General features: G+C 56.2%; 28 protein-coding genes. 3 read left to right on the top strand and 25 right to left on the bottom strand.

Going from position 1 to position 24,871, the window contains the following annotated elements:
- Positions 1–51: 51 nt before the first annotated feature.
- The 10 genes from BJQ97_RS06660 to BJQ97_RS06615 form a co-directional block, all read right to left on the bottom strand.
- Positions 52–1,023, bottom strand: a complete 972-nt coding sequence (locus BJQ97_RS06660) for an asparaginase (protein WP_160155984.1) — start codon at positions 1,021–1,023, stop codon at positions 52–54.
- Positions 1,024–1,229: 206 nt separating this feature from the next.
- The gene (locus BJQ97_RS06655) at positions 1,230–2,222 is read right to left on the bottom strand and encodes a YpdA family putative bacillithiol disulfide reductase (RefSeq protein ID WP_160155983.1); all 993 of its coding nucleotides are present in this window, start codon (positions 2,220–2,222) and stop codon (positions 1,230–1,232) included.
- A gap of 89 nt (positions 2,223–2,311) precedes the next feature.
- On the bottom strand, positions 2,312–3,583 hold the full coding sequence (locus BJQ97_RS06650; RefSeq protein ID WP_011231719.1) for a Glu/Leu/Phe/Val family dehydrogenase: 1,272 nt from the start codon (positions 3,581–3,583) through the stop codon (positions 2,312–2,314).
- Positions 3,584–3,741: 158 nt separating this feature from the next.
- Complete coding sequence (locus BJQ97_RS06645) at positions 3,742–4,332, bottom strand: genetic competence negative regulator (RefSeq protein WP_160155982.1); 591 nt, start codon at positions 4,330–4,332, stop codon at positions 3,742–3,744.
- A gap of 158 nt (positions 4,333–4,490) precedes the next feature.
- Complete coding sequence (locus tag BJQ97_RS06640; RefSeq protein WP_160155981.1) at positions 4,491–4,883, bottom strand: hypothetical protein; 393 nt, start codon at positions 4,881–4,883, stop codon at positions 4,491–4,493.
- A gap of 46 nt (positions 4,884–4,929) precedes the next feature.
- Positions 4,930–5,376, bottom strand: a complete 447-nt coding sequence (locus BJQ97_RS06635; protein WP_068896217.1) for a YpbF family protein — start codon at positions 5,374–5,376, stop codon at positions 4,930–4,932.
- Positions 5,377–5,489: 113 nt separating this feature from the next.
- Positions 5,490–6,023 carry a LysM peptidoglycan-binding domain-containing protein gene (locus BJQ97_RS06630; RefSeq protein ID WP_160155980.1) on the bottom strand — a complete coding sequence of 178 codons (534 nt, stop codon included), beginning with the start codon at positions 6,021–6,023 and terminating at the stop codon, positions 5,490–5,492.
- On the bottom strand, positions 6,020–6,604 hold the full coding sequence (locus tag BJQ97_RS06625) for a CPBP family intramembrane glutamic endopeptidase (protein ID WP_160155979.1): 585 nt from the start codon (positions 6,602–6,604) through the stop codon (positions 6,020–6,022). Before BJQ97_RS06625 ends, BJQ97_RS06630 begins: the two co-directional genes overlap by 4 nt.
- Positions 6,588–8,111, bottom strand: a complete 1,524-nt coding sequence (locus BJQ97_RS06620) for a RecQ family ATP-dependent DNA helicase (RefSeq protein ID WP_160155978.1) — start codon at positions 8,109–8,111, stop codon at positions 6,588–6,590. Before BJQ97_RS06620 ends, BJQ97_RS06625 begins: the two co-directional genes overlap by 17 nt.
- The gene (locus BJQ97_RS06615) at positions 8,099–9,145 is read right to left on the bottom strand and encodes a YpbB family protein (RefSeq protein ID WP_160155977.1); all 1,047 of its coding nucleotides are present in this window, start codon (positions 9,143–9,145) and stop codon (positions 8,099–8,101) included. The genes BJQ97_RS06620 and BJQ97_RS06615 overlap by 13 nt, the downstream gene beginning before the upstream one ends.
- Positions 9,146–9,398: 253 nt before the next feature.
- Here BJQ97_RS06615 and BJQ97_RS06610 point away from each other — a divergent pair, with 253 nt between their 5' ends.
- The 3 genes from BJQ97_RS06610 to serA all read left to right on the top strand — a co-directional run bounded on the left by BJQ97_RS06610 (position 9,399) and on the right by serA (position 12,119).
- Entirely contained in the window at positions 9,399–9,647 is a 249-nt protein-coding gene (locus tag BJQ97_RS06610) for a ferredoxin (RefSeq protein ID WP_011231729.1), read from the top strand.
- 175 nt (positions 9,648–9,822) lie between these two features.
- Positions 9,823–10,326 carry an inorganic diphosphatase gene (locus BJQ97_RS06605; RefSeq protein WP_160155976.1) on the top strand — a complete coding sequence of 168 codons (504 nt, stop codon included), beginning with the start codon at positions 9,823–9,825 and terminating at the stop codon, positions 10,324–10,326.
- Between the two features lie 218 nt (positions 10,327–10,544).
- A complete protein-coding gene (gene serA / locus BJQ97_RS06600; RefSeq protein WP_160155975.1) occupies positions 10,545–12,119 on the top strand; it encodes a phosphoglycerate dehydrogenase in 1,575 nt (524 codons plus the stop codon).
- Positions 12,120–12,387: 268 nt separating this feature from the next.
- Here the strand turns inward: serA and BJQ97_RS06595 are convergent, their stop codons facing one another.
- The 15 genes from BJQ97_RS06595 to BJQ97_RS06525 form a co-directional block, all read right to left on the bottom strand.
- Complete coding sequence (locus BJQ97_RS06595) at positions 12,388–13,200, bottom strand: histidinol-phosphatase (protein ID WP_160155974.1); 813 nt, start codon at positions 13,198–13,200, stop codon at positions 12,388–12,390.
- Between the two features lie 308 nt (positions 13,201–13,508).
- Entirely contained in the window at positions 13,509–14,603 is a 1,095-nt protein-coding gene (locus BJQ97_RS06590) for a GerMN domain-containing protein (protein ID WP_160155973.1), read from the bottom strand.
- Complete coding sequence (gene sigX / locus BJQ97_RS06585; protein WP_044730984.1) at positions 14,581–15,126, bottom strand: RNA polymerase sigma factor SigX; 546 nt, start codon at positions 15,124–15,126, stop codon at positions 14,581–14,583. Before sigX ends, BJQ97_RS06590 begins: the two co-directional genes overlap by 23 nt.
- A 114-nt stretch (positions 15,127–15,240) precedes the next feature.
- Positions 15,241–15,957, bottom strand: a complete 717-nt coding sequence (locus BJQ97_RS06580) for an AIR synthase related protein (protein ID WP_160155972.1) — start codon at positions 15,955–15,957, stop codon at positions 15,241–15,243.
- Positions 15,950–16,438, bottom strand: a complete 489-nt coding sequence (locus tag BJQ97_RS06575; protein ID WP_160155971.1) for an ECF transporter S component — start codon at positions 16,436–16,438, stop codon at positions 15,950–15,952. Before BJQ97_RS06575 ends, BJQ97_RS06580 begins: the two co-directional genes overlap by 8 nt.
- On the bottom strand, positions 16,435–17,013 hold the full coding sequence (locus BJQ97_RS06570) for a cob(I)yrinic acid a,c-diamide adenosyltransferase (protein ID WP_160155970.1): 579 nt from the start codon (positions 17,011–17,013) through the stop codon (positions 16,435–16,437). Before BJQ97_RS06570 ends, BJQ97_RS06575 begins: the two co-directional genes overlap by 4 nt.
- A gap of 15 nt (positions 17,014–17,028) precedes the next feature.
- Positions 17,029–17,445: a bifunctional adenosylcobinamide kinase/adenosylcobinamide-phosphate guanylyltransferase gene (locus BJQ97_RS06565; protein ID WP_160155969.1), complete on the bottom strand. Its 417-nt coding sequence runs from the start codon at positions 17,443–17,445 to the stop codon at positions 17,029–17,031.
- Positions 17,379–18,029 (bottom strand): histidine phosphatase family protein, encoded by a 651-nt coding sequence (locus BJQ97_RS06560; RefSeq protein WP_160155968.1) that lies wholly within the window; start codon positions 18,027–18,029, stop codon positions 17,379–17,381. Before BJQ97_RS06560 ends, BJQ97_RS06565 begins: the two co-directional genes overlap by 67 nt.
- The gene (locus tag BJQ97_RS06555; protein WP_160155967.1) at positions 17,987–18,775 is read right to left on the bottom strand and encodes an adenosylcobinamide-GDP ribazoletransferase; all 789 of its coding nucleotides are present in this window, start codon (positions 18,773–18,775) and stop codon (positions 17,987–17,989) included. The genes BJQ97_RS06560 and BJQ97_RS06555 overlap by 43 nt, the downstream gene beginning before the upstream one ends.
- Positions 18,772–19,329, bottom strand: coding sequence for a bifunctional adenosylcobinamide kinase/adenosylcobinamide-phosphate guanylyltransferase (locus BJQ97_RS06550; RefSeq protein WP_160155966.1), 558 nt, complete (start codon positions 19,327–19,329; stop codon positions 18,772–18,774). The genes BJQ97_RS06555 and BJQ97_RS06550 overlap by 4 nt, the downstream gene beginning before the upstream one ends.
- Entirely contained in the window at positions 19,326–20,396 is a 1,071-nt protein-coding gene (gene cobD, locus BJQ97_RS06545) for a threonine-phosphate decarboxylase CobD (protein WP_160155965.1), read from the bottom strand. The genes BJQ97_RS06550 and cobD overlap by 4 nt, the downstream gene beginning before the upstream one ends.
- The gene (gene cbiB / locus BJQ97_RS06540) at positions 20,353–21,324 is read right to left on the bottom strand and encodes an adenosylcobinamide-phosphate synthase CbiB (protein WP_066230237.1); all 972 of its coding nucleotides are present in this window, start codon (positions 21,322–21,324) and stop codon (positions 20,353–20,355) included. The genes cobD and cbiB overlap by 44 nt, the downstream gene beginning before the upstream one ends.
- Positions 21,321–22,790: an adenosylcobinamide amidohydrolase gene (locus BJQ97_RS06535; RefSeq protein WP_160155964.1), complete on the bottom strand. Its 1,470-nt coding sequence runs from the start codon at positions 22,788–22,790 to the stop codon at positions 21,321–21,323. The genes cbiB and BJQ97_RS06535 overlap by 4 nt, the downstream gene beginning before the upstream one ends.
- Positions 22,787–23,842: a FecCD family ABC transporter permease gene (locus BJQ97_RS06530; RefSeq protein WP_160155963.1), complete on the bottom strand. Its 1,056-nt coding sequence runs from the start codon at positions 23,840–23,842 to the stop codon at positions 22,787–22,789. The genes BJQ97_RS06535 and BJQ97_RS06530 overlap by 4 nt, the downstream gene beginning before the upstream one ends.
- Complete coding sequence (locus tag BJQ97_RS06525) at positions 23,808–24,767, bottom strand: ABC transporter substrate-binding protein (RefSeq protein WP_160155962.1); 960 nt, start codon at positions 24,765–24,767, stop codon at positions 23,808–23,810. The genes BJQ97_RS06530 and BJQ97_RS06525 overlap by 35 nt, the downstream gene beginning before the upstream one ends.
- Positions 24,768–24,871: the final 104 nt, after the last annotated feature.

Raw genomic sequence — 24,871 nt, 5'->3', positions numbered from 1 at the left:
GTACCACGAAACGGGGGAGAAAAAAAGAGGAATGGCTGGGCCGCTTGTTGCCTAATAAGCGAACAAGCCATCAACGGCGGCGTCGGCAGCAAGAGCGACAGCGAGCTTGATGCGCGCCTTTTTCGCATCGTAGTCGCTGCCAAGAATAACCCCTTTCTTATGCAAATCGTAGGCGCTGCCGGGGTAATCGTACGTTGTATACACCGCCCCTTCCTCAGCGCTCGTCGTCACAACGACTTTGATCCCCGCTTCGATGGCTTTGACGATTTCATCGACCATTTTTGGCGCTACTTGCCCGCGGCCGACCCCTTCGAGCACAATGCCAGCGACGCCGCTTTCTCGAGCCGCTTTAATGAACTTGCCGTCCGCCTCCAAGTAGCATTTCACAATGTCCACGGGTGGAAGCGGGCGCACAAGCTTGTAATATTCGCGTCGGATCGGCTTTTGGTACACGTACACCTCATCGTTGTCAATGATGCCTAAATAGCCGAAACCGAAAGCGTTGAATCCTTGAATGTTCGAGGCGTGTTCTTTTTTCACGTATTTCGCGGCAAAAATGCGTTCATTGAACACAACGACCGTCCCCGCCCCACGCAACGGCTCAGCGCACGCAGCGTAAATGGCATGGCGGATGTTGATATACACATCGCTGCCCAAATCAGACGGCGCCCGCTGCGAACCGGTGACGACGATCGTCCGCGGGTCATCGATCGTCAAATCAAGGAAATAGGCCGTTTCTTCGAGCGCATCGGTTCCGTGAGTGACGACAATGCCATCAACGGATGGATCGGTGAAATGCGCTTCAATCCGTTTTTTCAGCTCAAGCCAATGCGAAAACGTCAAATGCATGCTCGGAAGTTGAAACACGCTCTCAACGATGACCTCAATCTCCCTCGGCAAATGGCACATCGCGGCGAGTTCTTCACCGCTTAGCGCCCCGGCCCGCAGGCGGCCGGAACGTTCGTTTCGCTTGCTCGCAATCGTGCCGCCAGTTGTCAGGAGCACCACTTTCCGTTTCGTCACGCAAGCCACCCTCGCTTTCGCATCATGACACGAGTGTTGATTATCCGTTATTTTACTAAAAAACATAGAATGATATGGCTGAACACAAACTTTTCTGCCTCTTCCCTCGAACAAGAACGCCAGCAGGCAAATGTCATTTGCCCGCAAAGCGTTCATCGTTCGAGGAGGGCATGCCGTCATATGCCCAGTGGATGTATTAAGAAGCGCTACTGCCGTTGCTTGGCTGACCCCTCCCGTTCGCGCTTGGCGATGCAGGCAGCAATAGCGCCTCCATGGAAGCGGCCGTTTTCGATAAAAATTTCATTCGCATCGTTGCCAGCAGCGATCACCCCGGCGATAAACACCCCCGGCACGTTTGTTTCCATCGTCTCCGGATCATAATGAGGCCGGCCGCTTTCCATGTCGATCTGCACCCCGATGTTCATCAAGAAGCGATGATCCGGATGATAGCCGGTCATGGCAAACACAAAGTCGTTTTTGATCGTTTTCGTTTCCCCGTCCACTTCATACACGACGGCATCTTCGGTAATTTCTTTCACCTGGGCGCGAAACTCCATGCGGATGACGCCTTTCTTTACAAGCGAGTCAAACTCCGGCAAAACCCATGGCTTAATGCTTTTCGAATACTCGTTGCCGCGATACAGCACTGTCACGCGCGCCCCCGCTTTCACAAGCTCCATCGCCGCGTCGACGCTCGAGTTTTTCCCGCCGATGACAACGCAGTCGGTGTTGAAGTACGGGTGCGCTTCTTTAAAGTAATGCATCACTTTCGGCAGCTCTTCCCCCGGCACGTTCATATAGTTCGGATGGTCGTAATAGCCGGTGGCGATGACGACGTACTGCGCGCGGTACGTCCCTTTTGTCGTTTCAATAAAAAACGTCCCGTCTTCCTGCGGCTTGACGATTTTCACTTCTTCAAACGCATTGACGCGCACTTGCTTGCGAACCACGACTTCCCGGTAATAAGCGAGCGCTTGATTTCGCGTCGGCTTCCGGTTTTCCGTGATAAACGGCACGCCGCCGATCTCCAATCGGTCGCTCGTGCTGAAAAACGTCTGATGCGTCGGAAAACGGTAAATCGAATGGACGATGTTTCCTTTCTCGATCACCAGCGGCGAAAATCCGGCGTCTTGCAAAGCAATCGCCGCCGCCAGCCCGCACGGACCGCCGCCGACAATAATGATTTTCTCCTCTTTCATCGTGTTTGCCACCTCGCATGAAGCAAAAAATCCCCTATCTTATGATAGGGGATTTCACCAAAGCTTGCAAACATCGGCGCTTGCTGCGCTCACACCCAGCCGCGGAACCGGCACGCTTCCGCCATTTTGCGGACGCCGACCATGTAGGCGGCAAGGCGCATGTCGACGCGGCGCGTCTGCGCCATTTCATACACGTTGTTGAACGCTTTGACCATCACTTTTTCAAGCCGCTGTTCCACTTCTTCTTCCGTCCAATAGTAACCTTGGTTGTTTTGCACCCATTCGAAATACGACACAGTCACGCCCCCAGCGCTTGCCAACACATCCGGAACGAGCAAAATGCCGCGCTGCGTCAAAATTTCCGTCGCCTCAAGCGTCGTCGGCCCATTCGCCGCCTCGACGACGATGCTCGCCTTTATGCGCGGAGCGTTTTCGGCCGTAATTTGGTTTTCGATGGCCGCCGGCACCAAAATATCGCAATCGAGCTCAAGCAGCTCTTGATTCGAAATCGTATTTTTAAACAGCTTCGTCACCGTGCCAAAACTGTCGCGCCGTTCAAGCAAATAGTCGATGTCGAGCCCGTTCGGGTCGTACAGCGCGCCGTACACATCGGAAATGCCAACGACTTTCGCCCCGGCGTCGTGCATAAATTTGGCCAAATAGCTGCCAGCGTTGCCGAACCCTTGAACGACGACGCGCGCCCCCTTGAGCGACAAGCCGCGCTTTTTCGCCGCCTCGCGGATGCAAATGGTCACTCCTTTGGCTGTCGCCGTTTCCCGGCCGTGCGAACCGCCGAGGACAAGCGGCTTCCCGGTGATAAACCCCGGCGAATCAAACTCGCGGATGCGGCTGTACTCATCCATCATCCACGCCATAATTTGCGAGTTCGTAAACACATCCGGCGCCGGAATGTCTTTTGTCGGTCCGACGATTTGGCTGATGGCGCGCACATAACCGCGGCTTAGCCGCTCGAGCTCGCGAAACGACATCGTGCGCGGGTCGCAGACGATGCCGCCTTTGCCGCCGCCGTATGGCAAGTCAACGATGCCGCACTTTAAGCTCATCCAAATCGACAGCGCTTTCACTTCTCGTTCCGTCACATCAGGATGGAAACGCACGCCGCCTTTCGTCGGACCGACCGCATCGTTATGTTGCGCGCGGTAGCCGGTAAAAATTTTCACCGACCCGTCGTCCATGCGCACCGGAATGCGGACTGTCAACACGCGGATCGGCTCTTTTAACAGCTCATACACTTCTTCCGGGTAGCCGAGCTTTTCCAACGCTCTATGTATAACAATTTGTGTCGACGCCAGCACGTCGTATTGTTGTTCTTTCTCTTCCGTATGCTTATCCGCTGCCATACGTAAACCTCCTATAAGCTCGCTATAATAATTTGTCGCCTTTCATGTCATAGTATACACCTTCTGTGGCCGGATGCAAAGGAAAAATGGGGGAGCGGCGTCGAGCTGCCGGCGCAAAAAATAGACTCCTTGTCCATTTCAAGGAGTCTTTCTATGCCTTAGTTGGCGCGGAAATAACGAACGAGCTGTTCGATCGCGCGGCGGTCAATCAGCCGCTTCCCATATTCTTGCACACGATGTATCGTTATCGTAGCCGGGTTGCCAAACTCGGCCAGCAAGGCGACAAAGTTGTCAAGCGGAATGGGAGGCTCTTCGGGAACATGCAAGTAAAAGCGGTCTTGATAGGAATAAAGCGTACCGTCGAGACAGCCGACCGCATGCAGGCGATGAGCGAGCTGGATGACATCTTCAAACGTTTGGAATTCGTAAAATATGTCATCGCTCTCATCGAGCGTTACTTGCATTTCGATATAATCGTCGGCGAATTCTTCTTCCATATCGTCGTAGTCGCCTTCGTTCGTAACGATAACGACCATGCCCTGCGCCGGTAAAGAGTACACTTCGACCGCGATCGATCCGTTCACTTCAAAACCGAGCTCTTCGCTTGCTTCTTCGATCATATCGCGGAACAGCTGATGGACTTTAAACGTATCTTTCCATAAATCGTCTTTCGTCAACCCGCGGTCCAGCAAGTCGTCAAACGTCAGGAAAATTTTGATTTTGTTGTGGGTCAAGCGCTCAAGACGCATCGGCACCCCTCCTTACCTACAGAGCCATCTCTTACCGTTATTGTATGACGCAAGCGGCAATTGGTTCGTTTGTTGTTATTAATGAGTTTACATCGTTTTCCCCATTTTAGACAAGCATTTTTTCTCGGTTGCTCCCCCGATCAGCATACTTCCTCCTATCATGGCCAGCGATGCGGCATCGTCTGGCGGCCTCTCAACGTCATCATACCATAAAAAAAGGAAAAAACGAAAAAAAGCGCCGCCAGCCGCCAATGAAACTGAAACGCCCAATAAAAATGGCCGAGCGCCGCCAAGCTGAGCAACCATTGGCCTAAACGGGGCGGCCGACCGAACAACAAACGCATCACCCCGGTTACAGCGATGCTAAGAAGCGCCCCGTTGGCAGCGACGCCGAGCAAAAAACAGGCCAAAGCAAGCCATGTTCGAAACGGGGAAAACAACAGCTGCGTCAAAAACAAGGTTGGGGAAAAAGGCTCAAGGGGCGGCAGCCAGCGAAAAAACAAATACGTGCACAAGACAGCGACAAAGGCGATTATCCATAGGCGGCCCATTTTTTCCTCCTCAAGTTTTCCAAGCCAACTGGGGTGAGGCCTCCGCTCAGCTTTGTTCATAATACAGATTGATGCCATACTCCCGCTTCATCCATTCAAACAGCCGATGGCGCCCGTTCCACTGTTCTTGGTCCTGCCATAAATCGATGCTTTTTTGAATGATCTCACAGCGGAGGGCGTGAAAATCGTCTTCCGCCTTTTCGCTTTTTCCTTTGTAGTAGACAGCTGCCCAATAAACGGTGCTTAAAAGAAGCAGAATCAACACATGGGCAGGCGCCGCGAAAAACCAAGCGATCCGCTCTCCCCACGTCCCGAAAGCCGCCGCTTTGGCCAAAAGATAAAGCAGGAAAACGGCCAAACCGGAAAACGCGGCCGCCTGCAAGAGCAACGTCCGCTTTTCGAGCCGCTCCCATTTTTTCTTTTTTTCGATGACGGCCATCAACATTTCCTTCGCCACTTCATCGAGGGGAAATTCATCTGGAAAATGGGCCATCATGCTCTCCCCCTTGTCCTGTTTTTATTGTCCATCATATGCCGCAGAAGGCAAATTAGAACAAAGAAGGGGGAGCGGCAGACAACGCTTTGTTCAAAAAAAGACGGGGTCGCTCAATGATTTTCGTCAAGCGGAATGCGCAGCGTTTGCCCTGGCTTAAGACGGCCCGTCGACAAGCCGTTTTCCTTTCTGATGCGGTCGATCGCACTCGGCGTGCCGTAATATTTCATGGCGATGCTGTAGAGCGTCTCATTGGCCGTGACGACATGGGTGATGATTTTTCCTCGTTCATCACTAGTGTCGGTCTTTTCCCGACCGCCGCCGCTTCCTCGGTCAGCGGCGCCCTTCTGCTTCGGTTTGGCCGCCTGTTTGGCTCCCTTGACTTCGTCGTCTCGAATAATGCGCACCGTCTCGCGGCCGCTTTGATCTTCATGACGAACAACTGTGACCGTGTCGGACTTCGATTGGACATGGTGGATGGCCAGCACGGCCGCCGGCAGCGCCAAAAACAAAAACACAAGCAGGCGGGACGGGACGTATTTTCGTTTTTGTTCTTCTTTTTCCCTCCGCCGTTTGATGCGTGAGGGCGGCGCGTTCTCATCGATCCGCAAGCTCCGCCCTGCCCGGCTCCCCTGTGTTCCTTTCATCGCTTCACCTCTTTCTCCCGCTGCAACCGAATATGCAAAGCGAGCACCACATCGATCAAAAAGTGGGCGACAACCGTCACCCATAAACTCCCGGTCTGTTCGTAAAGCGCACCGAGAAACAAACTGATGAGCACAACCATCAGAAACAAAAACCATTTTTCCAAATAGCGCACATGCAGCAGAGCAAAAATAACGCTTGCCGCCCCAAGCCCCCAATACGTCTGCACAACGCCGCGAAACAGCCATTCTTCCGTCACAGCAATGAGCGCACATAAAAAAAAGAGATGCGGAATCGAGCGGCCGCGGAATATTTTTTCGTTCACTCCGCCGTCGTCATGCCAATCATCCGGCAAATAGCGCATGGCCAAAAAATCGACCGCCAGCACGAGCGCCGCCCCGCCCGTTCCGTATAGCAGCACATCGGTGAGATCGAACCGCCAAATCCGGCGCCACTCCGCCCAATCGAACAAAAAGAGCGAACAGCCGCCGGCGGCAAGAAGCAGCAACCCTTGCGTTACATAAAGATGAAAAAGCAGCTCGCGCTCTGTCATCTGCCGGATTTGTTCACTTTGCCGTTTCATTCGTCCGTCCCCCGCCAAAAAGCATGTCCCACAATTCCTCGCGCCAATCGCGAACCGGCGCCGCCTCCGGACGGCGGACGGCTCGTTCATAGCCGTCAAGCGAAAGCCCGCATCGATCGCAGCAGACATTCCGCTGATCCGTCAGCTCCTCGCCAAACGCGCGGACAAGCGCTTGACGCCGGCACGAAGACAAGTGCACCCATTCATCCATTTCTTGCAGTTTTTTCCGCTTCCAGCGCCGCCGCGCCTCGATGGCGGCCGCCATCCTGCCGTACAGCCGCTCTTTCGCCTCCGCTGTCAGCCAGCCAGGCATCTCCCGTTGTTCCCGTTCTAAAAAATACGCCAACAGCCGCTTTTGTATGTCGGTGAATCCGGCAGCCTCGAGCGTCGCCATCGCCGCTTCCCATCCGGCTCCTTCCGGCAGCCGCCGACACCACTCACGCAGCTCGCGCGGACTTAACAGCTCAGCCTCCGCCACCGCCTGAGCCATGGCCCTGTCGCCGTCCGCATAAAATAACACAGCAAGGCTTGGCGCTCCGTCACGCCCCGCGCGCCCGATTTCCTGCACGTACGCCTCGAGCTGGACCGGCATATGAAAATGAAGCACAAATCGGACGTTTTCTTTGTTCACGCCCATGCCGAATGCGCTCGTGCAGCATACGATGTCAAGCTGGCCGTATAAAAATTGCTGCTGCACGAGCAACCGCTGCTCCCCGTCCATGCCGGCATGATAATACGCCACCCGCCCCGCGCCGCACTGTTCGAGCCGGCGCGCCATCTCTTCCGCCCATTGACGGCTCGAAAAATAAATGATTCCCGGGCCTTCGAGACGCTTGGCATAATCGGCCAAGCGCGCCGCTTTGTCCTCCGTTGATGAACAATGCTCTACGCACAAGGCGATGTTCGGCCGGTCGACGGAATGAATATGGCGGCGGGTACCATCCATCCCAAGCGTGCGAATAATATCCTCCTGCACCTCGGGCGGCGCCGTCGCCGTCAACGCCAAACACGGCGGAGCCCCGAGCGCGCGCCGGATCTCCCCAAGCTTTAAAAAGTCCGGGCGAAAGTCATATCCCCATTGAGAAATGCAGTGCGCCTCATCGACGACAAAAAGCGAAATGCATACGCGTCGAAGCGCCGTTAAAAATTTTGCCGACTGCAGCATCTCCGGCGACGCGTAAATAAAGCGAAATTCCGCAAGCGAAGCGAGCGCCTGCCATTTTTCTTCAGCATCAAGCAGGCTGTGAAAAGCAATCACTCGCTTTTCCCCGCGCCGTCGCAGCTGCTCGACTTGGTCCTCCATGAGCGACACAAGCGGCGAAACGATCAGCACACTGCCTTGAAGCAAATACGCTGGCAGCTGATAGCAAAGCGACTTGCCGCTTCCGGTCGGCAATATCGCCAGCACGTCGCGCCCAGCAAGCACATCTTCCGCCACTTCCCGCTGCCCTGGGCGGAATGCAGCATGTCCGAACTGCATGTGCAACGTTTTCGTCAACTCGTCCAACGTCCCACTTCCTTTGCCAACACGAGCCGAATTTCAAAATAGCTCACTTTACCGTCAAGCGCCTCGCGAATCTCTTTCAATTTCCGCGTCCTAAGCGTCTGCGCCGCCGCTCGAATGGAAGCCGCCTTTTCATCATCGACAAACGGAGCGATCGAAAAGCCGGGTACATTGGCAGCGATTTCGACAATGTGATCCTCAATCGTGCTTCCCTTCAAGCGACGGATATCAGAAATTTCTTCCTTTGTTTTTCCTTTCCGCAGCCATTCATACGTTTTTTGCGCGGATTGTGTCAGCACCGCCGGCGCCAGCCCGCTCATCAATTCGGCCATCATCGGAGCGCGTCCAGCCTCAGCTTCCGCCATGATGTAATGAAGCACGTTGCGGAATTGAAACTGCACGTAGAGGGCGTCCTTTTGCAAATGGACCGCGATTTGCTCCATCGTCCAACCGATGCGGACAGCGCTCGTCAAACGCAGCGTAAAGATCGCCGCCGCTTCTTCCGAAACCGCTTCAAGCAGCCGGATGAGCTCTTGATACAGCGTCTCGGCCAACATTTGGCGTGATCCTTTTGCAAGCAAATATTGCTTCACCCATTGAAGCGTCCGCTCGTCGCGGCAAATCGGTGCAAAACGCCGCCCATAGACGAGGTTTGACAATGTCTGCCCGATCAAGGAAAGACGCTGCCAAAACAACGGTTCCGCCTCATGATAGCGCCAGCCGTTCAGATGGCGGGGGAAAAGCGCCGCTTGCTCAGCAAGCCATTCTTCTCCTGCCGCGGTCAATGTGTATGTCCGCTGTTTCGCGGATAAAGCGAGCCGCTGTTCGACAAGCGCCATTGCCGCCTCCTCGAGCGCCGCCATCGTCACATTCTTCCATGTGCCAAACAGCGGCTCAAGCTGAAACCATTTGCTGTCTTGGAGCGTCTGCGCCGATTTTTTTCCCGAAAATAAATGATACACCGCCGCCAGCGTCCGTTCGCCGTTGAAGCGGCGCAAGCAATGGGCAAGCAAAAATGGGGCATAGCCATGCCGCATCCTTTGTTCCTCCCTCGCCTCTATTGTAGCAAAAATCACCCGACTGGTCGGCAGAAAAAATCGATTCGGTTGACAGTTCCGCCATATGATAACAAAATTAAATAAGATGCATATGTGTAAAAATACAAGAGAGCGATTTTTTTGTTGAAAAGCCCGCCGTACGGTCTTATTATAAAAGTGAAAGTTCATTTCCGAGCAGGCAACACGGAGATGGCCCGTCCGTTTCCAATAAACTTGGGGAGGTTCGATTTTTATGCCAAAGTATACGATTGTTGATAAAGAGACTTGCATCGCCTGCGGAGCCTGCGGCGCCGCCGCTCCGGACATTTACGACTACGACGAGGACGGCATTGCCTACGTCACCCTTGATGACAACCAAGGCATCGTCGAAGTTCCGGAGATTTTGATTGACGATATGATGGATGCCTTCGAAGGCTGTCCGACTGAGTCGATTAAAGTCGCTGACGAGCCTTTTGACGGCGATCCGAATAAATTTGACTGACATTCCCCCTCTTGCCTCATCGGCAAGAGGGTTTTTTGATGCAAGCGTGAAAAAATGGCATTTCACAAGTGGCGCATCTTGGGTGAACGTGCTACAATAAGATTGGCTTGTCCGCCGCTCCTGCTTGGGTGGACAAGTTTTCATGTATACATAACCAACAAAGGAGGAACGGGTTATGGCATTCGAAAATAAAATTGTCGAAGCGTTTATCGAGATTCCAACCGGAAGCCAAAACAAATACGAATTCGACAAAGAACGAGGCATTTTCAAGCTCGACCGCGTCTTATATTCACCGATGTTTTATCCGGCTGAATACGGTTACTTGCAAAATACGTTGGCGCTGGATGGCGACCCGCTTGACATTTTGGTCATCACGACAAACCCGACGTTTCCGGGCTGCGTCATCGACACGCGCGTCATCGGCTATTTAAACATGGTCGACAGCGGCGAAGAAGACGCGAAATTGATCGGCGTTCCGGTCGAAGATCCGCGTTTTGATGAAGTGCGCTCGATTGAAGATCTCCCGCAGCACAAACTGAAAGAAATCGCCCACTTCTTTGAACGCTATAAAGACTTGCAAGGGAAACGGACGGAAATCGGCACATGGGAAGGGCCGGAAGCAGCCGCCAAATTGATCGACGAATGCATCGCCCGCTACAACGAACGGAAAAACAAGTAATCCGCTCAACATATCATCGCGTTACGCGTTGTTTTCATTTCCGAACAATGTCGCCCATATCGTTTGATGTGGGCGTTTTTCTTTTTCAAAACCCGAACATTCCCGATCAAAAAAACGTTTTCATTGGTATGACTTCTTCCCCCCCATTGACAGAAACCGCTTTCGCATGTTAAATTATCAGAAATTTAACATCCTTGAAACAGAAAGGGGCACCCGCTGTGTTTCGCATACTCGTTTCCGACGCCATCAGTGAAGAAGGTTTGGCGCCGCTCTGCGCATCGGCGCAGATCAACATCGTACAAAAGAAAGTAAACGAAGCGGAAGAGGAATTGCACACCTTTGACGCTTTGCTCGTGCGCAGCGCCACCAAAGTGACGGAAGAACTATTGAAAAAAATGCCAAAATTAAAAATTATCGGCCGCGCCGGGGTGGGCGTCGACAACATTGATGTCGATGCAGCGACGAAACGCGGCATCGTCGTCATTAACGCGCCAAACGGCAATACGATTTCGGCCGCTGAGCATACCTTTGCCATGATGGCTGCCCTCGTCCGACGCATCCCGCAGGCGCACATTTCCGTCAAATCGCGGGAGTGGAACCGCTCGGCGTTTGTCGGCAACGAGCTGTTTGGCAAGAAATTGGGCATCATCGGCTTCGGCCGCATCGGTTCGGAAGTCGCCAAACGGGCGCGCGCCTTTGGCATGAGCGTGCACGTGTACGACCCATTTTTAACGAAAGAACGCGCCGAAAAACTCGGCGTCTCGATTCACTCGCTTGACGAAGTACTGGCCGTGGCTGACATCATCACCGTTCATACGCCGCTCACGAAAGAAACGCGTGGGTTGCTTGGCACAGAAAACTTGGCGAAAACGAAAAAGGGCGTCTATTTGATCAACTGCGCCCGCGGCGGCATCATCGACGAACAGGCGCTCATCCCGTTCTTGGAAAGCGGACATGTCGCCGGCGTCGCCCTCGACGTCTTTGAACAAGAGCCGCCAGGGGATCACCCGCTTTTAGCGTTTGACAATGTGATCGTCACACCGCATTTAGGGGCGTCGACCGTCGAAGCGCAGCTGAACGTCGCCACCCAAGTCGCGGAAGAGCTGCTCCACTTTTTTGAAGGACGGCCAGTCACCTCATCGATCAACTTGCCGGCGTTGTCGAAAGATGTCTATGAAAAAATTCAAGCATTCTATCATTTAGGCCGGAAGCTCGGCTTGATCGCATCGCAGTTTATGAACATCCCGGTGCAAGAGCTGTCGGTCACCTACGCCGGCACGGTCGCTGATCTGGAGACGACGTACATCACCCGCAGCCTGCTCGCCGGCTTCCTGCGGCCGCGCGTCGCCTCCACCGTCAACGAGGTGAACGCCGCCATGGTCGCCAAAGAGCGCGGCATCACATACGGCGAAAAATTTTCCGATGAAACGCACGGCTATGCGAACTGCATTTCGCTCACCGTCCATGGCGAAAACAAAACGTTCACGATCAAAGGAACGCACGTGCCAAACTACGGCGACCGCATCGTCCATTTTGACGGCGTCGCCATCGACTTTGCCCCGGAAGGCCATCTCCTGTATATCCAGCACCAAGACCGGCCGGGGATGATCGGCAAAGTCGGGAACGTGCTTGGGGCGCACGATGTCAACATCGCCACCATGCAAGTCGGCCGCCAAGAAGCGGGGGGCAAGGCGATGATGATCTTATCGCTTGACAAACCAGTCGATGATGAAGTATTGCAGGCGTTGGCGCAAATTGATGACATCGAAACGGTGAAACGGCTCGAAGCATAACCACCCGCTTCTGTGGGCGGATCATACCGAAACGCAGGCCTTCCCAGAAAGGAGCCTGCGTTTTTCAGTCGAGCAAGCCCCTCAGCAGCCATTCGCATCGTATAGTTCTCTCTTGCGAAAAGGCGGTGATGACATGGGGCTGACCCAAAAGGTTGTTTTTCCTTCAACATAACATATCGTTTCTTAATGATTGTTTTATGCCTACATACAGGAATAAGAAAGGGTGTCCCGATCCTTTTGGGACACCCTCGTGCTTTGTCAGTTCCATTCAGCCGAGCGGCACCGCCTTCCGCTCGCCTTTCGAGAACGTCATCAGCTCGGTATAGCCGACACTGCGGGCGAGTTCGACCGCCTTGTCAAAGTCGGCGCCGACGTGCTCAGGCACGTGCGCGTCGGACGACAACACAATCGGAATGCCTTTGTCATAGCACATTTTCAACAGGCGCGGGGCCGGATACAGTTCGCCGACCGGCTTGCGCAGCCCGGCGGTGCTGATTTCGACGCACGTTTTCGAATTGGCGAGCGCTGTGGTCGCCCGGTCGTATTGTTCAAGCAAAAATTCCTCATCTTCCGGGACGTATTTAAAAATCTTCACCAAATCGAGGTGGCCGATAATGTCAAACAAATTCGACTCGGCGAGCGTCACGACTTGATCGAAATATTTGCGGTATGTATCGTACAAATCGCGCCGTTCCCACTCGTGGCGATATTCGACTAAGTCGATGCCGAAATCATCGACCCAATGGATCGAACCGATGACATAGTCAAACTCGTATGAACGGATGAAGGCGGCCATTTCCTCGTGTTTGCCCGGTGTATAGTCCATTTCAATCGACATTTTCACATCGATGCCCGCATCCCACGCTTCGTAGAACAGCTGGACGTAATCGGCCATATCGTAGCAGCGGCGCGCCTCGACCCACGGATTTGACAAAATGTTTTTCGTTTGATAGAAATGGTACGCGTGCTCGGAAATGCCGAAATGCTGGATGCCTTTTTTGGCCGCTGCATCCGTGAACTGGCGCAAATAATCAAGCGTCAACGCCCCTCGTTCCAAATGGTTATGGTAATCGGTCAACATCGGTGTTTCTCCTCTCCTGCTGTTTTTCTCATTATAACGCATTACCGCAAGAAAGGACAACCGTTTTGCGAATATTCATCCAATCATCCGTTGGCGCCGACAAGAAACAACAGTCCGACGCATACCGCCACACCAGCCACCGCCAAGAGGCGTCTCATCACATCGCCCATTTCCATCCCTCCTTGCCTATGTCGCGCCATATATGTCTTATGTCAAAACGAACGCCGATAGAACGGCCTCGCGTCGACATTAACAAAAATGTAACAAAATGATGCCGTCTAAAAACAGCTAAGAGTTCACGCTGGCGGCTACGGGCCGGTTGCCAGCAGCGCGGCGTTCGGTCCGGCCGGCACGTTGATCGGCTTCCCAAGCGGATACGGGCCAAGAGTCGATAACCCGCTCGACTCGAATGTGACATCAAGCAGCCCAAACTCTTTCGCCGTCAGCAGCACGGCCTCCGCCATGCTCGCCGCTTCTTCCGCGCTTGGCCGAGCGGACAAATGAAGCCGGACCGTCGCATGGCGCGCATCGACATCGACCGAATCAACTTCCACCCCTGGTGGAATGGCCGGCTCAAGCCCGTGGATCGCCGATTTTTTCATCTGCTGCAGCGCCTCAGGAAACGAGCGGGCGCTGCCTGGCGCCGGGATGAGCACCGTATAGCCGAAGGAGGAGGAGCGGTTTTGATAATACATTCGCTTCTGCTCGTTGATCTTTGTTGTTTTGAGACGACCAAACACCGGCAAATCGAGCCCTTCCTCCTCCCCAGTGAAAAAGCGGATGCTTCGCCCGCCCATCTGCCGCACTGTTTCCATGACCGCTTCGAAAAAGAGGCGTTGTTCCTCATGGCTGGCGGCAAACACGCGATGGCTCGCTGGAACGCGAACAACCCATACGCGCCCATCGCCTGCCGCCGGGGCCATCTTCACACCGTCGAGCCACGCGGACGCCTCACGCAACGGGGAACGGGCAAGCTCACTCAGCGCCGCGGACAGCCGTTCTGCCGGCGCAAAACGGCCAGGAAGGGGAACAGCCACTGGCACCACTTGGCCGATTCGCTCATCGGGCAAGGCAATAACCACTGCATTCGCCGGCTCGCTGGCGGCCATCATCGCTTTTGGGTGAGAGGAAGCGCCATCCGCCTGCAACGTCTGAACAGGGGATGAGAAAGCCTCGTTTTTGTCCGAACGTGTTGGCACGATGAAATGCGGACCGGCATAAACCGCCGATGCAAGCACGGCCGCCGATGCAATCGCTGGGAGCCAACGCCGCTTCCAGCGCGCCATCCGCTGAGCGCGCACCAGCCGGACGTACACTTCTTCTTTCGTGCGCCGGTCTTTGATGACGGGCAACTGTTCAAGGCCATGTTCAATGCATCGCTCATTCCAATTGAGCTTTTTCACACCGCCACCCCTCCTGTTTTGCCTCTTCCTCCATATATTGCTTAAGCGCCTTTAGTGCGCGGTGCTGCGTCGTTTTCACTTTGCTTTCCGTCCAGCCGAGCGCTTCCGCCGTTTCCGCGATCGACAGCGACTGGATGAATCGAAGGACGAGCACAAGCCGCTGATCAATCGTGCAACGTGCCAAACCACGGTACATAAGCTGGATCTCCTCTTTTTGAATCGCTATCTCCTCAGGAATCGGCTCGTCGGCGCCGATTTGTTCCTCGCTCCATTCCACCGAACCAGCCCATTGGCGTCGGCGTTTTTGCTTGCGGAAAAAATCAATGGCCACATGGCGCGCAATGGACAGCAGCCACGTTTTTTCGCTGCACTGCCCTTTAAATCGTTTGTATGAGCGCAGCACTCTGACGTACACTTCCTGAACCAAATCTTCGGCCTGCTCTCGATTCCGCACCATGTAGAATAAAAAATTAAACAAATCATGATGGTACTTTTCATACAACTGTTCAAAGACGGGGTCCATCGCTTCTCTCCCCCTATCTCCCCCATGGACCACGACAAAAAAATCCCATTATCTTCATGATAACGGGTCCGAGCTAAAAAGGGAATGATTTTTTTCACCAAAAGCAGCCGGCTTTTACCACTCGACGTGCAGTGGAAAAAAGAGAGAGCCGGCTTGCTTTTTGATTTCACGTTCGCCATCCGGATCGTAACTGACAAGCACGGACGTCGCCGGGCCGCCGGAAGAAAAGAGCGGGAGCGGGCATGCGCAGGCCCGCTCTTGGCGGCCGTTGGCAGTCAACAGCTGCGTCCATTCGTAGTAAATGCCTTTAGAACCGACCGGGATCAACTCGTAAATATATGGAGAAGCTAGGAGTTCGACAAACAGCGACAGCGGCGCAACCCATTGGGAATGCGCCAGCACAGCCGAGCCGACGAGAGGGCGGCCGATGACGGCAAACTTTGCCGCATCCGGCGTCACGCCGATCCGCTTCCGTCCGGCCGACACAAGCCCGATCGCTGTTACCCCAAGCGCTGACTGCACGGCGGGAAAATTCGATTCCGTGCTGCCGGTGATAGGGAGATCGATCCCCAGCTCGCGGCACGCTCGCCTGATGCCGCGGCAAAGGGCTTCCCACCGGTCATCGGCGATGAAGTTTTGCAGCACGACGGCTTTCGCTTCCGCTCCGACGCTTACTAATTCCATTAAAGCGACGCGGGCGGCAAAATAAGCGACCACATCAGCCGGAGCAGATACCACGTCGCCCGGCTTGTCCCCGACCGCCGCTGAACCGTCGGCGGCAACAGCGAGCTCCATGCCGTCGGCAAACGGAAGAAAAAGCACATCACGCATGCGGCGCCTCCACCCCCGCTTTCGCCGCCAACCGGACGACAACCGGCATGATGGCCGCCGCGATCAACACGTTGACCGCGGCGGCTGCCGAAAGCGGCGGAATAACGGCAAAAACAAACGGCCAGCCGAACGAAACGGCAAGCGGCAGCGGCGCCAAAAACGCATTGCCGATGAAAAAGACGACGGCGCTGCTGATTTTCCATCCCCGCCGATGCAACACGGCGAACAGGGCGCCAAGCCCCGCCATTTCAAGAGCGACAAACCAATGAACCGGGCCGAGCGGAAAACCGCCAATCAACGCCGAAACCAAATGCCCCAGCCCAGCGACCGCCGCTCCGGCGCGCGGGCCAAGCACAGCAGCGGCGACAAGCGCCGGAGCGCTGTCCAAAGCGATGCTGCCGACAAACGTCGGCAGCTTAATAAACGATCCGATGACAGAAAGCGCCAAACAAACAGCTATCCAAGCGAATCGGCGGGTCATTGCTTCTCCTCCTTGTCACGGAACACAATGGCGCTCCGTTCATACTCGATGTCCTTCACCCCTAAACGGGCGTTCACAACCCGAGCAGCGGCGAACAAATAATCGGACAGGCGGTTCATATATTTGAGCACGACATCGTTGATCGGCTCCGCTTTTTGCAAGGAAACGATGCACCGCTCCGCCCGTCTCGTCACCGTGCGCGCCATATGGAGCGCCGCAGCCGCCTTGGAGCCGCCCGGCAAAATGAATTTTTGCAATGGCGGCGCCTCTTGCATGTATGCATCAATGCGCTCCTCTAAAAACGCGACCATCTCCTCATTCGCTTTATACGGCAGCTTGCCGTTGACGATAGCCAAGTCGCCGCCGCAGTCAAACAGCTCATGCTGGATTTTTTGCAGCTCAGCGCAAAGGTCGCAAAACCGCTCATCGCCTGAAAGCAGCGCAAGCGCCCAACCGATGAACGAATTCGCCTCGTCAATCGTCCCGTACGCCTCGACGCGCAAATGGTCTTTGTCCACGCGCCCGCCGACTAAACTCGTTTTCCCTTGGTCCCCAGTTCTCGTATACAATTTCATATTTTCCTCTCCCCCTTATTTCAATCGTTCCGAAAGTCCGCACCAAATCCGATCGACGCGGCAGCATATGGACGCCAGCCGCTGGTAGCACATTCCCACGGCGTCGCGCCAGCGCCGCTCTTCCGAATCAACCGGAACGATGCCTTGCGTCACATCGGTGCCGATCCAGACGACCGCACGGTCAGGCTTTGCCGCTTCCCACCGCTGCCAAGCCCGAAAGTAGGGTTCCCACTCATCTGCGTCCGGCTGGCGGCGAATGGCGGCTTCCAAACCATCGAAGACGACTGTTTTCGCCGTTTCGACGCCGCCCGGCGGCCCATACGGCTCCACATAACCGTTATGCCATATAATATGAACTCCGTCATTTATTCCGTATCGTTCCCGCACCCATTTTCGTTTTCCTTGAAATGCACCGCCGACAACGAAATGCACCGCTCTCCCCCTTTCCAACGCTCGAACGTCGACTCAAGCGTATATCCGCCGGCAAACGGCACCTCCCATTCCCAGAACGAACGGGCATCCGGCGCGTACTGTTCAAGCAGGAGGCGAATCGGGCCGCCATGAGTGACGATCACGACATGGCGGGCTTCGCTTTGCTCGGCCAAAGCGATCGTCTCCGCGAGCGCCTGTTTGATGCGCGCTCGGAAATCATCATAACGCTCTCCGCCCGGCGGCGCCGCAGAAAAGGGCGACGCAAGCCATTGGCAGTAAGCGGGTTCCGCTTCCAGCTCAGCAAACGTTTTTCCTTCCCAAGCGCCAAAGTGAAGCTCGCGCCAACAGCTCGTGCACCAATCCGCCCTGCGTCCGCCAAACAGCAAGGCGGCCGTCTCCCAGCAGCGACAAAGGTCGCTTGTGACCACAACGTCCACCGGTTCAGGGGGCTCCCATCGCAGCCGGCCGAGCCGCGCGATCTCCCCTTCGGCAAGAGGCGCATCAAGCCAACCGATATACGCCCCCTTTCGATTTTGTTCCGTCATCCCATGGCGGATGAGTGTAACAGCCAAATGACGCCCCATAGAACGGTCTCTCCCCCTTCAATGAACGCCCCGAGCACGTCGCCGGTGATGCCGCCAAACTGTTTTTCCGCCCACGGCTTGGCGGCCGCCGCCAAAATGACAGCCGCTACAGCCAGCGCCACTCCTGTTTGCACCAAAATGGCGGTGGATGCACAAAGAAGCGAAAGCAATACAAAAGCGAGTCCAAGCGCCCAAATGGCATCACGCCATGAACTATATTCGCCTAGCGCCGCCGCCATTCCTGTCGGCTTCGCCAGCTTGCCGACGGAAAGAAGCAAGGCGGAACCAGTCCGCGACAACAACGGAACAGCGATGAACAGCGCCGGCGGTATGCCAGCCTGGAGCGACTCGTACAAAAACAGCCAGCGAAACGACAACAAACAACCGAGCGACAAGACGGCGAAGGCTCCGACGCGCGAATCGGACATAATCTCTTGCCGCCGCTTGACGTCGCGATACGAAAAAAACGCGTCGCTCACATCCATAAAGCCGTCAGCGTGCATCCCCCCGGCCATCCAAATGCTCAGCCAAAGGAGGAAAAGCGCCCAAACAAGCGGCGAGCCAAACGAAAACGATGAAAAGAGCGCATACACTCCGGCCGAAAGCATTCCAATCAGCGCCCCGGCAAGCGGCAGGCAGCGCACGAGCCAGCGGACATGGGCGCCGTTCCATTCGATCGAGCGGCGAATCGGGATGATCGTAAACAGCTGCAGCGCCAACAGCCAGCCGTTCCATGCCGACTTCATTGCGGCCACCGCCCTTTTTTCACGCGGAGAAGGCCGCATTCAACGACCGCGGCGGCCGCCGCTTCCGCCACGAGCTGCTGGTGAAGCCAACCGAGCATTTTCATATAACGAAACGTACCGGGGTCATCCGGCACTCCCCCCGAAAACAGCTCATTCGCTACAATGACGACCGCACGGCAGGCGGCAACCCACGCCCGCACTTCATCAAAGATGCGGCAAGCAACGGCTTGGGCGGCGTCATCCGTTTCCCAGCTTTCCCCGGAAAACAGTTCATAGGCGAGCCAAGCGGTCAAGCAATCAAGCAGGACGACATCATCTAGGCGCAGGGAAGCGGCAATCTCCCGAGAAGAGAACGGGGCTTCCCACACTGTCCAACGCGCGGCCTGCGCCGCGCGCCGCTCTTGATGACGGCGGATGCGCGCTTCCATTTCTTCATCCATTGCCTGCGCGGTAGCGATATAGTGAAGCCGACCGCCGCGAGAAAGCCGGATGGCGCATACTTCTGCCGTCTCACTTTTTCCGCTGCGCGCGGCGCCGCTAACAAACACCATCATCCGCTCCACCTCGCAAGCGCTTCAAGCAGCCGATCGTTTTCCACCTGCGTTTTGACCGCAAGCCGCACGTAACGTCCGTCCAGTCCAGGAAAATTCCTCGTATGGCGCGGGACGATTCCTTGTTGCAATAAATAGAAAAACAAATCCTCCGTCCGCCCGGAGAGCGGGCGCAACAAATAAAAATTGACAACCGACGGCGAGACGGCATACCGGCCGGACGGCAGCGACCGAAACACCCGCTCCCGCTCGGCGGCGATCCGCTCTTTCGTCCACTCCACAAACGATTCCATCGCCGCGAAACGAAGCGCCAGCTGTTGCGCGATGCGGCTTGTGCTCCACGGCGGCTGATGCGTTTTCAGCGAAGCGATCACCACTTCATCAGCCGCCGCATAGCCGAGGCGCGCGCCGGCCAAATGATGGATTTTCGTCAACGACCGAAGCACAATGAGGCGTGGATAGCGGTCCAGCCAGCGCATGGCTGTAAATCCGCCACTCCAAAACGGATAGAACGCTTCATCGACGACGACATACGTCCCAGCGTCGTTCGCTGCGGCAATGAACGTAAGAAGTTCCCGCTCTGGCATCACGGTTCCGGTCGGATTGTTCGGATGGCAGAAAAAGACCGCATCGCACTTCGACGCCCATGCCGCCGCTTTGTCAATGTCGTACGAAAAGCCGCGGCTTTCCTCTGCCATCAAAGACTTGACTTCGCATCCGTAAGCAAGGCAGGCGCGTCGATACTCGGAAAACGTCGGCTCCAAGATGCCGACGCGCCGGCCGGCAAATAGCGCAGCCAACAAATAAATCGCCTCCGCCGCCCCGTTTGTCACAAGCACTTGCTCCGGCCGAAGCCGTTCTTGCTTAGCAAGAAGCTCCCTAAGCGCCTTCGCTTCCGGATCGGGATACTCCGCCGCCCAGCGGATCCATTCCTCGCCGTCCGGCCAAGCCGACGGCGGCAGCCGGTACGGATTCGTATTGACGCTGAAATCGATATAATCGCTCGGGGCCGCCAGTCCGCACTGTTCATAAAGCGCGAGCGGATTCGCCCCATGCGCCGGCCAACGCAACGATCATCCCTCCGATCCATAGCAATAACGTAAACGCAAGCACCGTTCCGATCATCATGCCGACCGCCTGGCGGATATGAGCCGAGCGCAGCGGAACATCCGGGTCGCCGAGCGTCGGCCGCTCTGAGACGACGCCGCCGTATGTATTCGTTCCGCCAAGCTGCACGCCAAGCAGACCGGCCATCGCCGCCTCGAGCCAGCCGCTGTTCGGGCTCGGATGGCGGCGGGCATCGCGAAGCAAAATCGCCAACGAACGGCGAAAGCGACGGCCGCCGTAAACCAATACCATGAGGAACGCCGTCAGCCGCGCCGGAACGTAGTTGAGCGCATCATCCAGCCGGGCGGCCGCCCAGCCAAATTCGCGATACTTTTCGTTTTTATAGCCGATCATCGAATCGCATGTGTTCACCGCCCGGTACAGCATAGCGAGCGGCGCGCCGCCAATGGCCGCATAAAAGAGCGGGGCGGTGATGCCGTCGCTCGTATTTTCCGCCACCGTTTCGACGCAGGCGCGGGTGATGCCGGCTTCATCAAGCTGCTCGGTATCGCGGCCGACGATCATCGACAGCGCCCGCCGCGCCGCAGGAAGATCGCCCGCTTCAAGCGGCCGGCGCACCTCTTCAGCCGCTTCAGCGAGGCTTTTCGTCGCAATGGCGGTGAAAATGAGCGCCGCCTCAACCGCCACCCCCACGTACACCGACAGCGTATATCCCACATAAACGACCAACGCCGACAACCCATAAACGACCGCCAACACCGCCGCCACGGCCGCCGCACCTTTCGCCCGCCGCTTTGCCCCCTGATTCCAGCGTCGGTCAAGCCAAGCGATCAACTTCCCCATGCCGCGCACGGGATGCGGAAGCCAGCGCGGGTCGCCAAAGGCGGCATCGAGCAGAAGAGCCACCGTCAACGCGAACAGGTGCGTCATGGCCGTCCCCTCCGCCGCTTGTAGCGGTCAAGCGCCTCCGTTACGGCTTCATACACGAGCCGGCCGATCGCCCGCCCCAGTTCCGTCGCTGTTCCGGCATAGGCAAACGTCCGCCCGGTTTGCGTCGCCGCCACGGCGAGCGAATCAGTCGACGTCCCGGTGGCGACTGTCCCCGTTTCCGGGTCGCAAACCGAACGGTCAGCGAGCGCTTTCGCCTTCGCTTCCGTCGCCGTCATGACCGCTTGCACGAACGCGGCATCGGTGAGCCTTCCATCAATGACAACAACCATATTGATCGTCCCCGGTTTCACCGCAAACGGCTTATGCTGCCACGACCGCGCCGCATCAATTGCATTGCCGACGCCGGCCGTCGCCATGACCGCAACCAAAAACGCTTCCCCTTCCTCCTGAACCCACACAGCATCACGGACGTCAACCGCTGTCATCATGCCGACCGTTCGTTCCGGCAAAAACCCGCGCTGCTCCAAATAACGGTGCATGTCTTCTTCCGCATCGCGGCAATCATAATCCAAGCCAACTTGGCGGTTGACGAAATGGGTCGCCCATTGAAACCCGGCGCCGATCAATGCAGAAGACAGGACGCGAAGCGGCTTTCGGGCGGCAAGAACAGCGGCGTCATCAAGAAAGGACAAACGAAGCCCGGCGGCTGGTGATTCTTCTTTTCCTTTCGGCACAAACGAGAACACCGGTTTCGCCGCCGCCGGGTGGGCTTGACGCACCACTGGCGCGGCAAACACTTCCTGAAGCAGCGCCGGCGTCATCACGTCCGCCGGGGCGCCGAGCGCTGCTGTTTTTCCTTCTTTTAACACAATCACCCGATCGCAGTATAAGCTAGCGACGTTCATATCGTGAAAGACGGCGACAACCGTCAGGCCGCGGGAGCGCGCAGCTTCCACGAGCCGGTCCAAAAGCCGGACTTGCCCGCTTATGTCCATATGGTTCGTCGGTTCATCGAGCAAGAGCAGCTGCGGCTCTTGAGCGAGCGCCCGCGCCAAATAGGCGCGCTGCCGCTCTCCGCCGCTCAGCCGCTCAAGCGGCTCATCGATTTTGTCGACCAAGCCGACCGCACGAAGCGCTTCTTGAACCGCCGCTTCATCCTCTTTCGTCCACGCCGGAAACAAGCCGCGCTGATGGGCGTAGCGGCCGAGCGCCACCGTTTCTTTCACCGTATAGCCGTGCGCCGCCTCCACCGTCTGCGGCAGGACGGCGGCCATCCGCGCCCATTGCTTCGCAGACAGCGCCGAAAGCGGCTGACCGCTCATCGTGATCTCCCCGCTTACAAGCGGGAGCTCTTTGCTAATGAGTTTGAGCAATGTCGTTTTACCGCTGCCGTTCGGCCCGACGATGCCGAACAGCTCCCCTTTTTCCACGGAAAACGTCACATGATCAAGCACTTGCTTTACCCCATACTGATGTGATACGGCGCGCACCTCAAGCATCATCATCCCAACTTTCGCCTTGTTTTTCGGAAAAATAACACCGCAAACAGCGGAGCGCCAATCAACGAGGTGATAACGCCGATCGGCAATTCGCGAGGTTCAATGATCGTCCGCGCCGCCACATCGGCAAGCACAAGAAACGCCCCGCCATACAAGAGCGACAGCGGCAACAACACCCGGTAGTTCGGCCCGCAAACGAGCCGGACCATATGCGGAACAACAAGCCCGACAAAACCGATCGTCCCCGACACCGACACCGCCGCCCCTGTAAGCAGCGCCGCCGCCGTCAAAATGATCACTTTTCGGCGCGTAACATCGACGCCGACATGAAGCGCCGCCGCCTCGCCAAAAGCAAACGCGTTTAACTCGCGGGCGTTGGCGATCAGCACCACCGCGCCGATGAGGAAAAACGGAAACAGCAATCCGCTGTATTTCCAGCCGCGCATCGCCACGCTCCCCATCAGCCAGGAAATGATTTGCCGCAATTCTTCCCCGGTCAAAGCGATCATGAGCGAAATGAAGGCGCTGAAAAACGCGCCGAAAATAATGCCGGCTAAAATGATCGTCTCGACCGACATACGCCGTTCGACGGCGCGGGTGAACGCCAAAACGGCAACAAGCGTCGCCATGCCGAACAAAATGCTGACAACCGGCAGCGTAAACGTCCCAAACAGCGGCCATTGCCAGCCGAGAAAAATGACAAGCACCGCTCCGACCGAGGCGCCGGATGAGACGCCGAGCGTGTACGGATCGGCGAGCGCGTTTTTTAAAAGCCCCTGGAACGCCGCGCCGGCCATCGCCAGCGAGGCGCCGACCAAAAAGGCGAGCGCGACGCGCGGCAGGCGAATGGCCATCACAATTGGCACCCAATCGGCCGGAATGTCAGACGGAAGCGGCACCCCGAACCATTCGGCGGCGAGAATGCCGATAATAGAAGAAAAGGGAATCGACAGCGATCCTGTCGATATCCCTACGAGCAACGAAAGGACGGCCGTTGTAACGGCCAGAGCGTACATCAGCGTTTTACTTGAACACATCCGGGTAAACGGCTTTGGCAAGTTCCTCGACCCCTTCGGCAAGGCGCGGTCCCGGCCGGCTCACTAAATCGGAGTTGACGTCATACACCCGCTTGTTTTTCACCGCCGGCACGTCTTTCCAAGCGGCGCGCTCAAGCACTTGCTTCGCTCCGCCGTACGTTGTGATGATGACGTCCGGCTTATAGGCCACTGCTTTTTCTTCTGTCACCATCGGCCAGCCTTCCAAGTTGCCGGCGACGTTTTTCGCTGAAATCACTTGAAGCATCTCATCCATAAACGTCCCTTTGCCGGCTGTATAAATTTGCGGCGGCGGCGACACTTCAATCCAGACGTTTGCCTGTTTGTCCGCTGGGATTTGTTTTGCTTTTTCTTGAATTTGCGCAAGCTTCTCTTTCATCTCATCGATCACTTGCTTCGCTTTGCCCGTCGTCCCCGTCGCTTTGCCGATCAATTCGATGGACGCATACACATCATCAAACGACTTCGCATCATTGACAACGAGCACAGTGATGCCAGCGTCTTTCAATTGCTGCAGGCCATCGCGCGAGTTATGGGCGCTTGACGCGTGGGCCAAGACGAGATCCGGCTTGAGCGAAATGATTTTCTCGACGTTAAACTCCATGCCGCCGATTTTCGTTTTCGTTTTGACGTCTTCCGGATAATTGTCAAAATCGCTGACGCCGACAATTTTCTCGCCAAGCCCCAACGCATAGGCGATTTCCGTATTGCTTGGGATGAGCGAAACGATCTTTTTCGGTTCGGCTTTGATCGTCACATCCTCGCCGAGCCCGTCTTTCACCATCACCGGAAACGCCGCTTGTTCCGTCTTCGGCTTTTCTTGTTTCGCCGGCTCAGCGTTGCCGTTCGTTCCGTTGCTGCAGCCGACCAGCACGGCAGCCAAAAGGAATAGCGCCACCAACACCGTCGGCCATGTCCAACGTTTCATTCTTTGTTCCCCCTCCTGCTGTGCAAAATAAAAACGCCCATTCCGTCCTAGCGGGGGAATGAGCGCGAAACGGCCTATGCAGGCGCAAAACAAGCCTGTGCCAC

It is taken from the genome of Geobacillus sp. TFV-3 (assembly GCF_009901865.1).
Lineage (GTDB): Bacteria > Bacillota > Bacilli > Bacillales > Anoxybacillaceae > Geobacillus > Geobacillus thermoleovorans_A.
Note: the sequence above shows the minus strand (reverse complement) of the source record. Positions and strands in the feature narration are given on the sequence as shown.

Bases quoted from the DNA above. Each gene is read 5' to 3' on its own strand.
- BJQ97_RS06655 (WP_160155983.1), bottom strand. From the start codon at position 2,222: ATGAAAGAGGAGAAAATCATTATTGTCGGCGGCGGTCCGTGCGGGCTG.
- BJQ97_RS06650 (WP_011231719.1), bottom strand. From the start codon at position 3,583: ATGGCAGCGGATAAGCATACGGAAGAGAAAGAACAACAATACGACGTG.
- BJQ97_RS06645 (WP_160155982.1), bottom strand. From the start codon at position 4,332: ATGCGTCTTGAGCGCTTGACCCACAACAAAATCAAAATTTTCCTGACG.
- BJQ97_RS06640 (WP_160155981.1), bottom strand. From the start codon at position 4,883: ATGGGCCGCCTATGGATAATCGCCTTTGTCGCTGTCTTGTGCACGTAT.
- BJQ97_RS06635 (WP_068896217.1), bottom strand. From the start codon at position 5,376: ATGGCCCATTTTCCAGATGAATTTCCCCTCGATGAAGTGGCGAAGGAA.
- BJQ97_RS06630 (WP_160155980.1), bottom strand. From the start codon at position 6,023: ATGAAAGGAACACAGGGGAGCCGGGCAGGGCGGAGCTTGCGGATCGAT.
- BJQ97_RS06625 (WP_160155979.1), bottom strand. From the start codon at position 6,604: ATGAAACGGCAAAGTGAACAAATCCGGCAGATGACAGAGCGCGAGCTG.
- BJQ97_RS06615 (WP_160155977.1), bottom strand. From the start codon at position 9,145: ATGCGGCATGGCTATGCCCCATTTTTGCTTGCCCATTGCTTGCGCCGC.
- BJQ97_RS06610 (WP_011231729.1), top strand. From the start codon at position 9,399: ATGCCAAAGTATACGATTGTTGATAAAGAGACTTGCATCGCCTGCGGA.
- BJQ97_RS06605 (WP_160155976.1), top strand. From the start codon at position 9,823: ATGGCATTCGAAAATAAAATTGTCGAAGCGTTTATCGAGATTCCAACC.
- BJQ97_RS06595 (WP_160155974.1), bottom strand. From the start codon at position 13,200: ATGTTGACCGATTACCATAACCATTTGGAACGAGGGGCGTTGACGCTT.
- sigX (WP_044730984.1), bottom strand. From the start codon at position 15,126: ATGGACCCCGTCTTTGAACAGTTGTATGAAAAGTACCATCATGATTTG.
- BJQ97_RS06580 (WP_160155972.1), bottom strand. From the start codon at position 15,957: ATGCGTGATGTGCTTTTTCTTCCGTTTGCCGACGGCATGGAGCTCGCT.
- BJQ97_RS06575 (WP_160155971.1), bottom strand. From the start codon at position 16,438: ATGACCCGCCGATTCGCTTGGATAGCTGTTTGTTTGGCGCTTTCTGTC.
- BJQ97_RS06570 (WP_160155970.1), bottom strand. From the start codon at position 17,013: ATGAAATTGTATACGAGAACTGGGGACCAAGGGAAAACGAGTTTAGTC.
- BJQ97_RS06560 (WP_160155968.1), bottom strand. From the start codon at position 18,029: ATGGGGCGTCATTTGGCTGTTACACTCATCCGCCATGGGATGACGGAA.
- BJQ97_RS06555 (WP_160155967.1), bottom strand. From the start codon at position 18,775: ATGAAGTCGGCATGGAACGGCTGGCTGTTGGCGCTGCAGCTGTTTACG.
- BJQ97_RS06550 (WP_160155966.1), bottom strand. From the start codon at position 19,329: ATGATGGTGTTTGTTAGCGGCGCCGCGCGCAGCGGAAAAAGTGAGACG.
- cbiB (WP_066230237.1), bottom strand. From the start codon at position 21,324: ATGACGCACCTGTTCGCGTTGACGGTGGCTCTTCTGCTCGATGCCGCC.
- BJQ97_RS06535 (WP_160155964.1), bottom strand. From the start codon at position 22,790: ATGATGATGCTTGAGGTGCGCGCCGTATCACATCAGTATGGGGTAAAG.
- BJQ97_RS06525 (WP_160155962.1), bottom strand. From the start codon at position 24,767: ATGAAACGTTGGACATGGCCGACGGTGTTGGTGGCGCTATTCCTTTTG.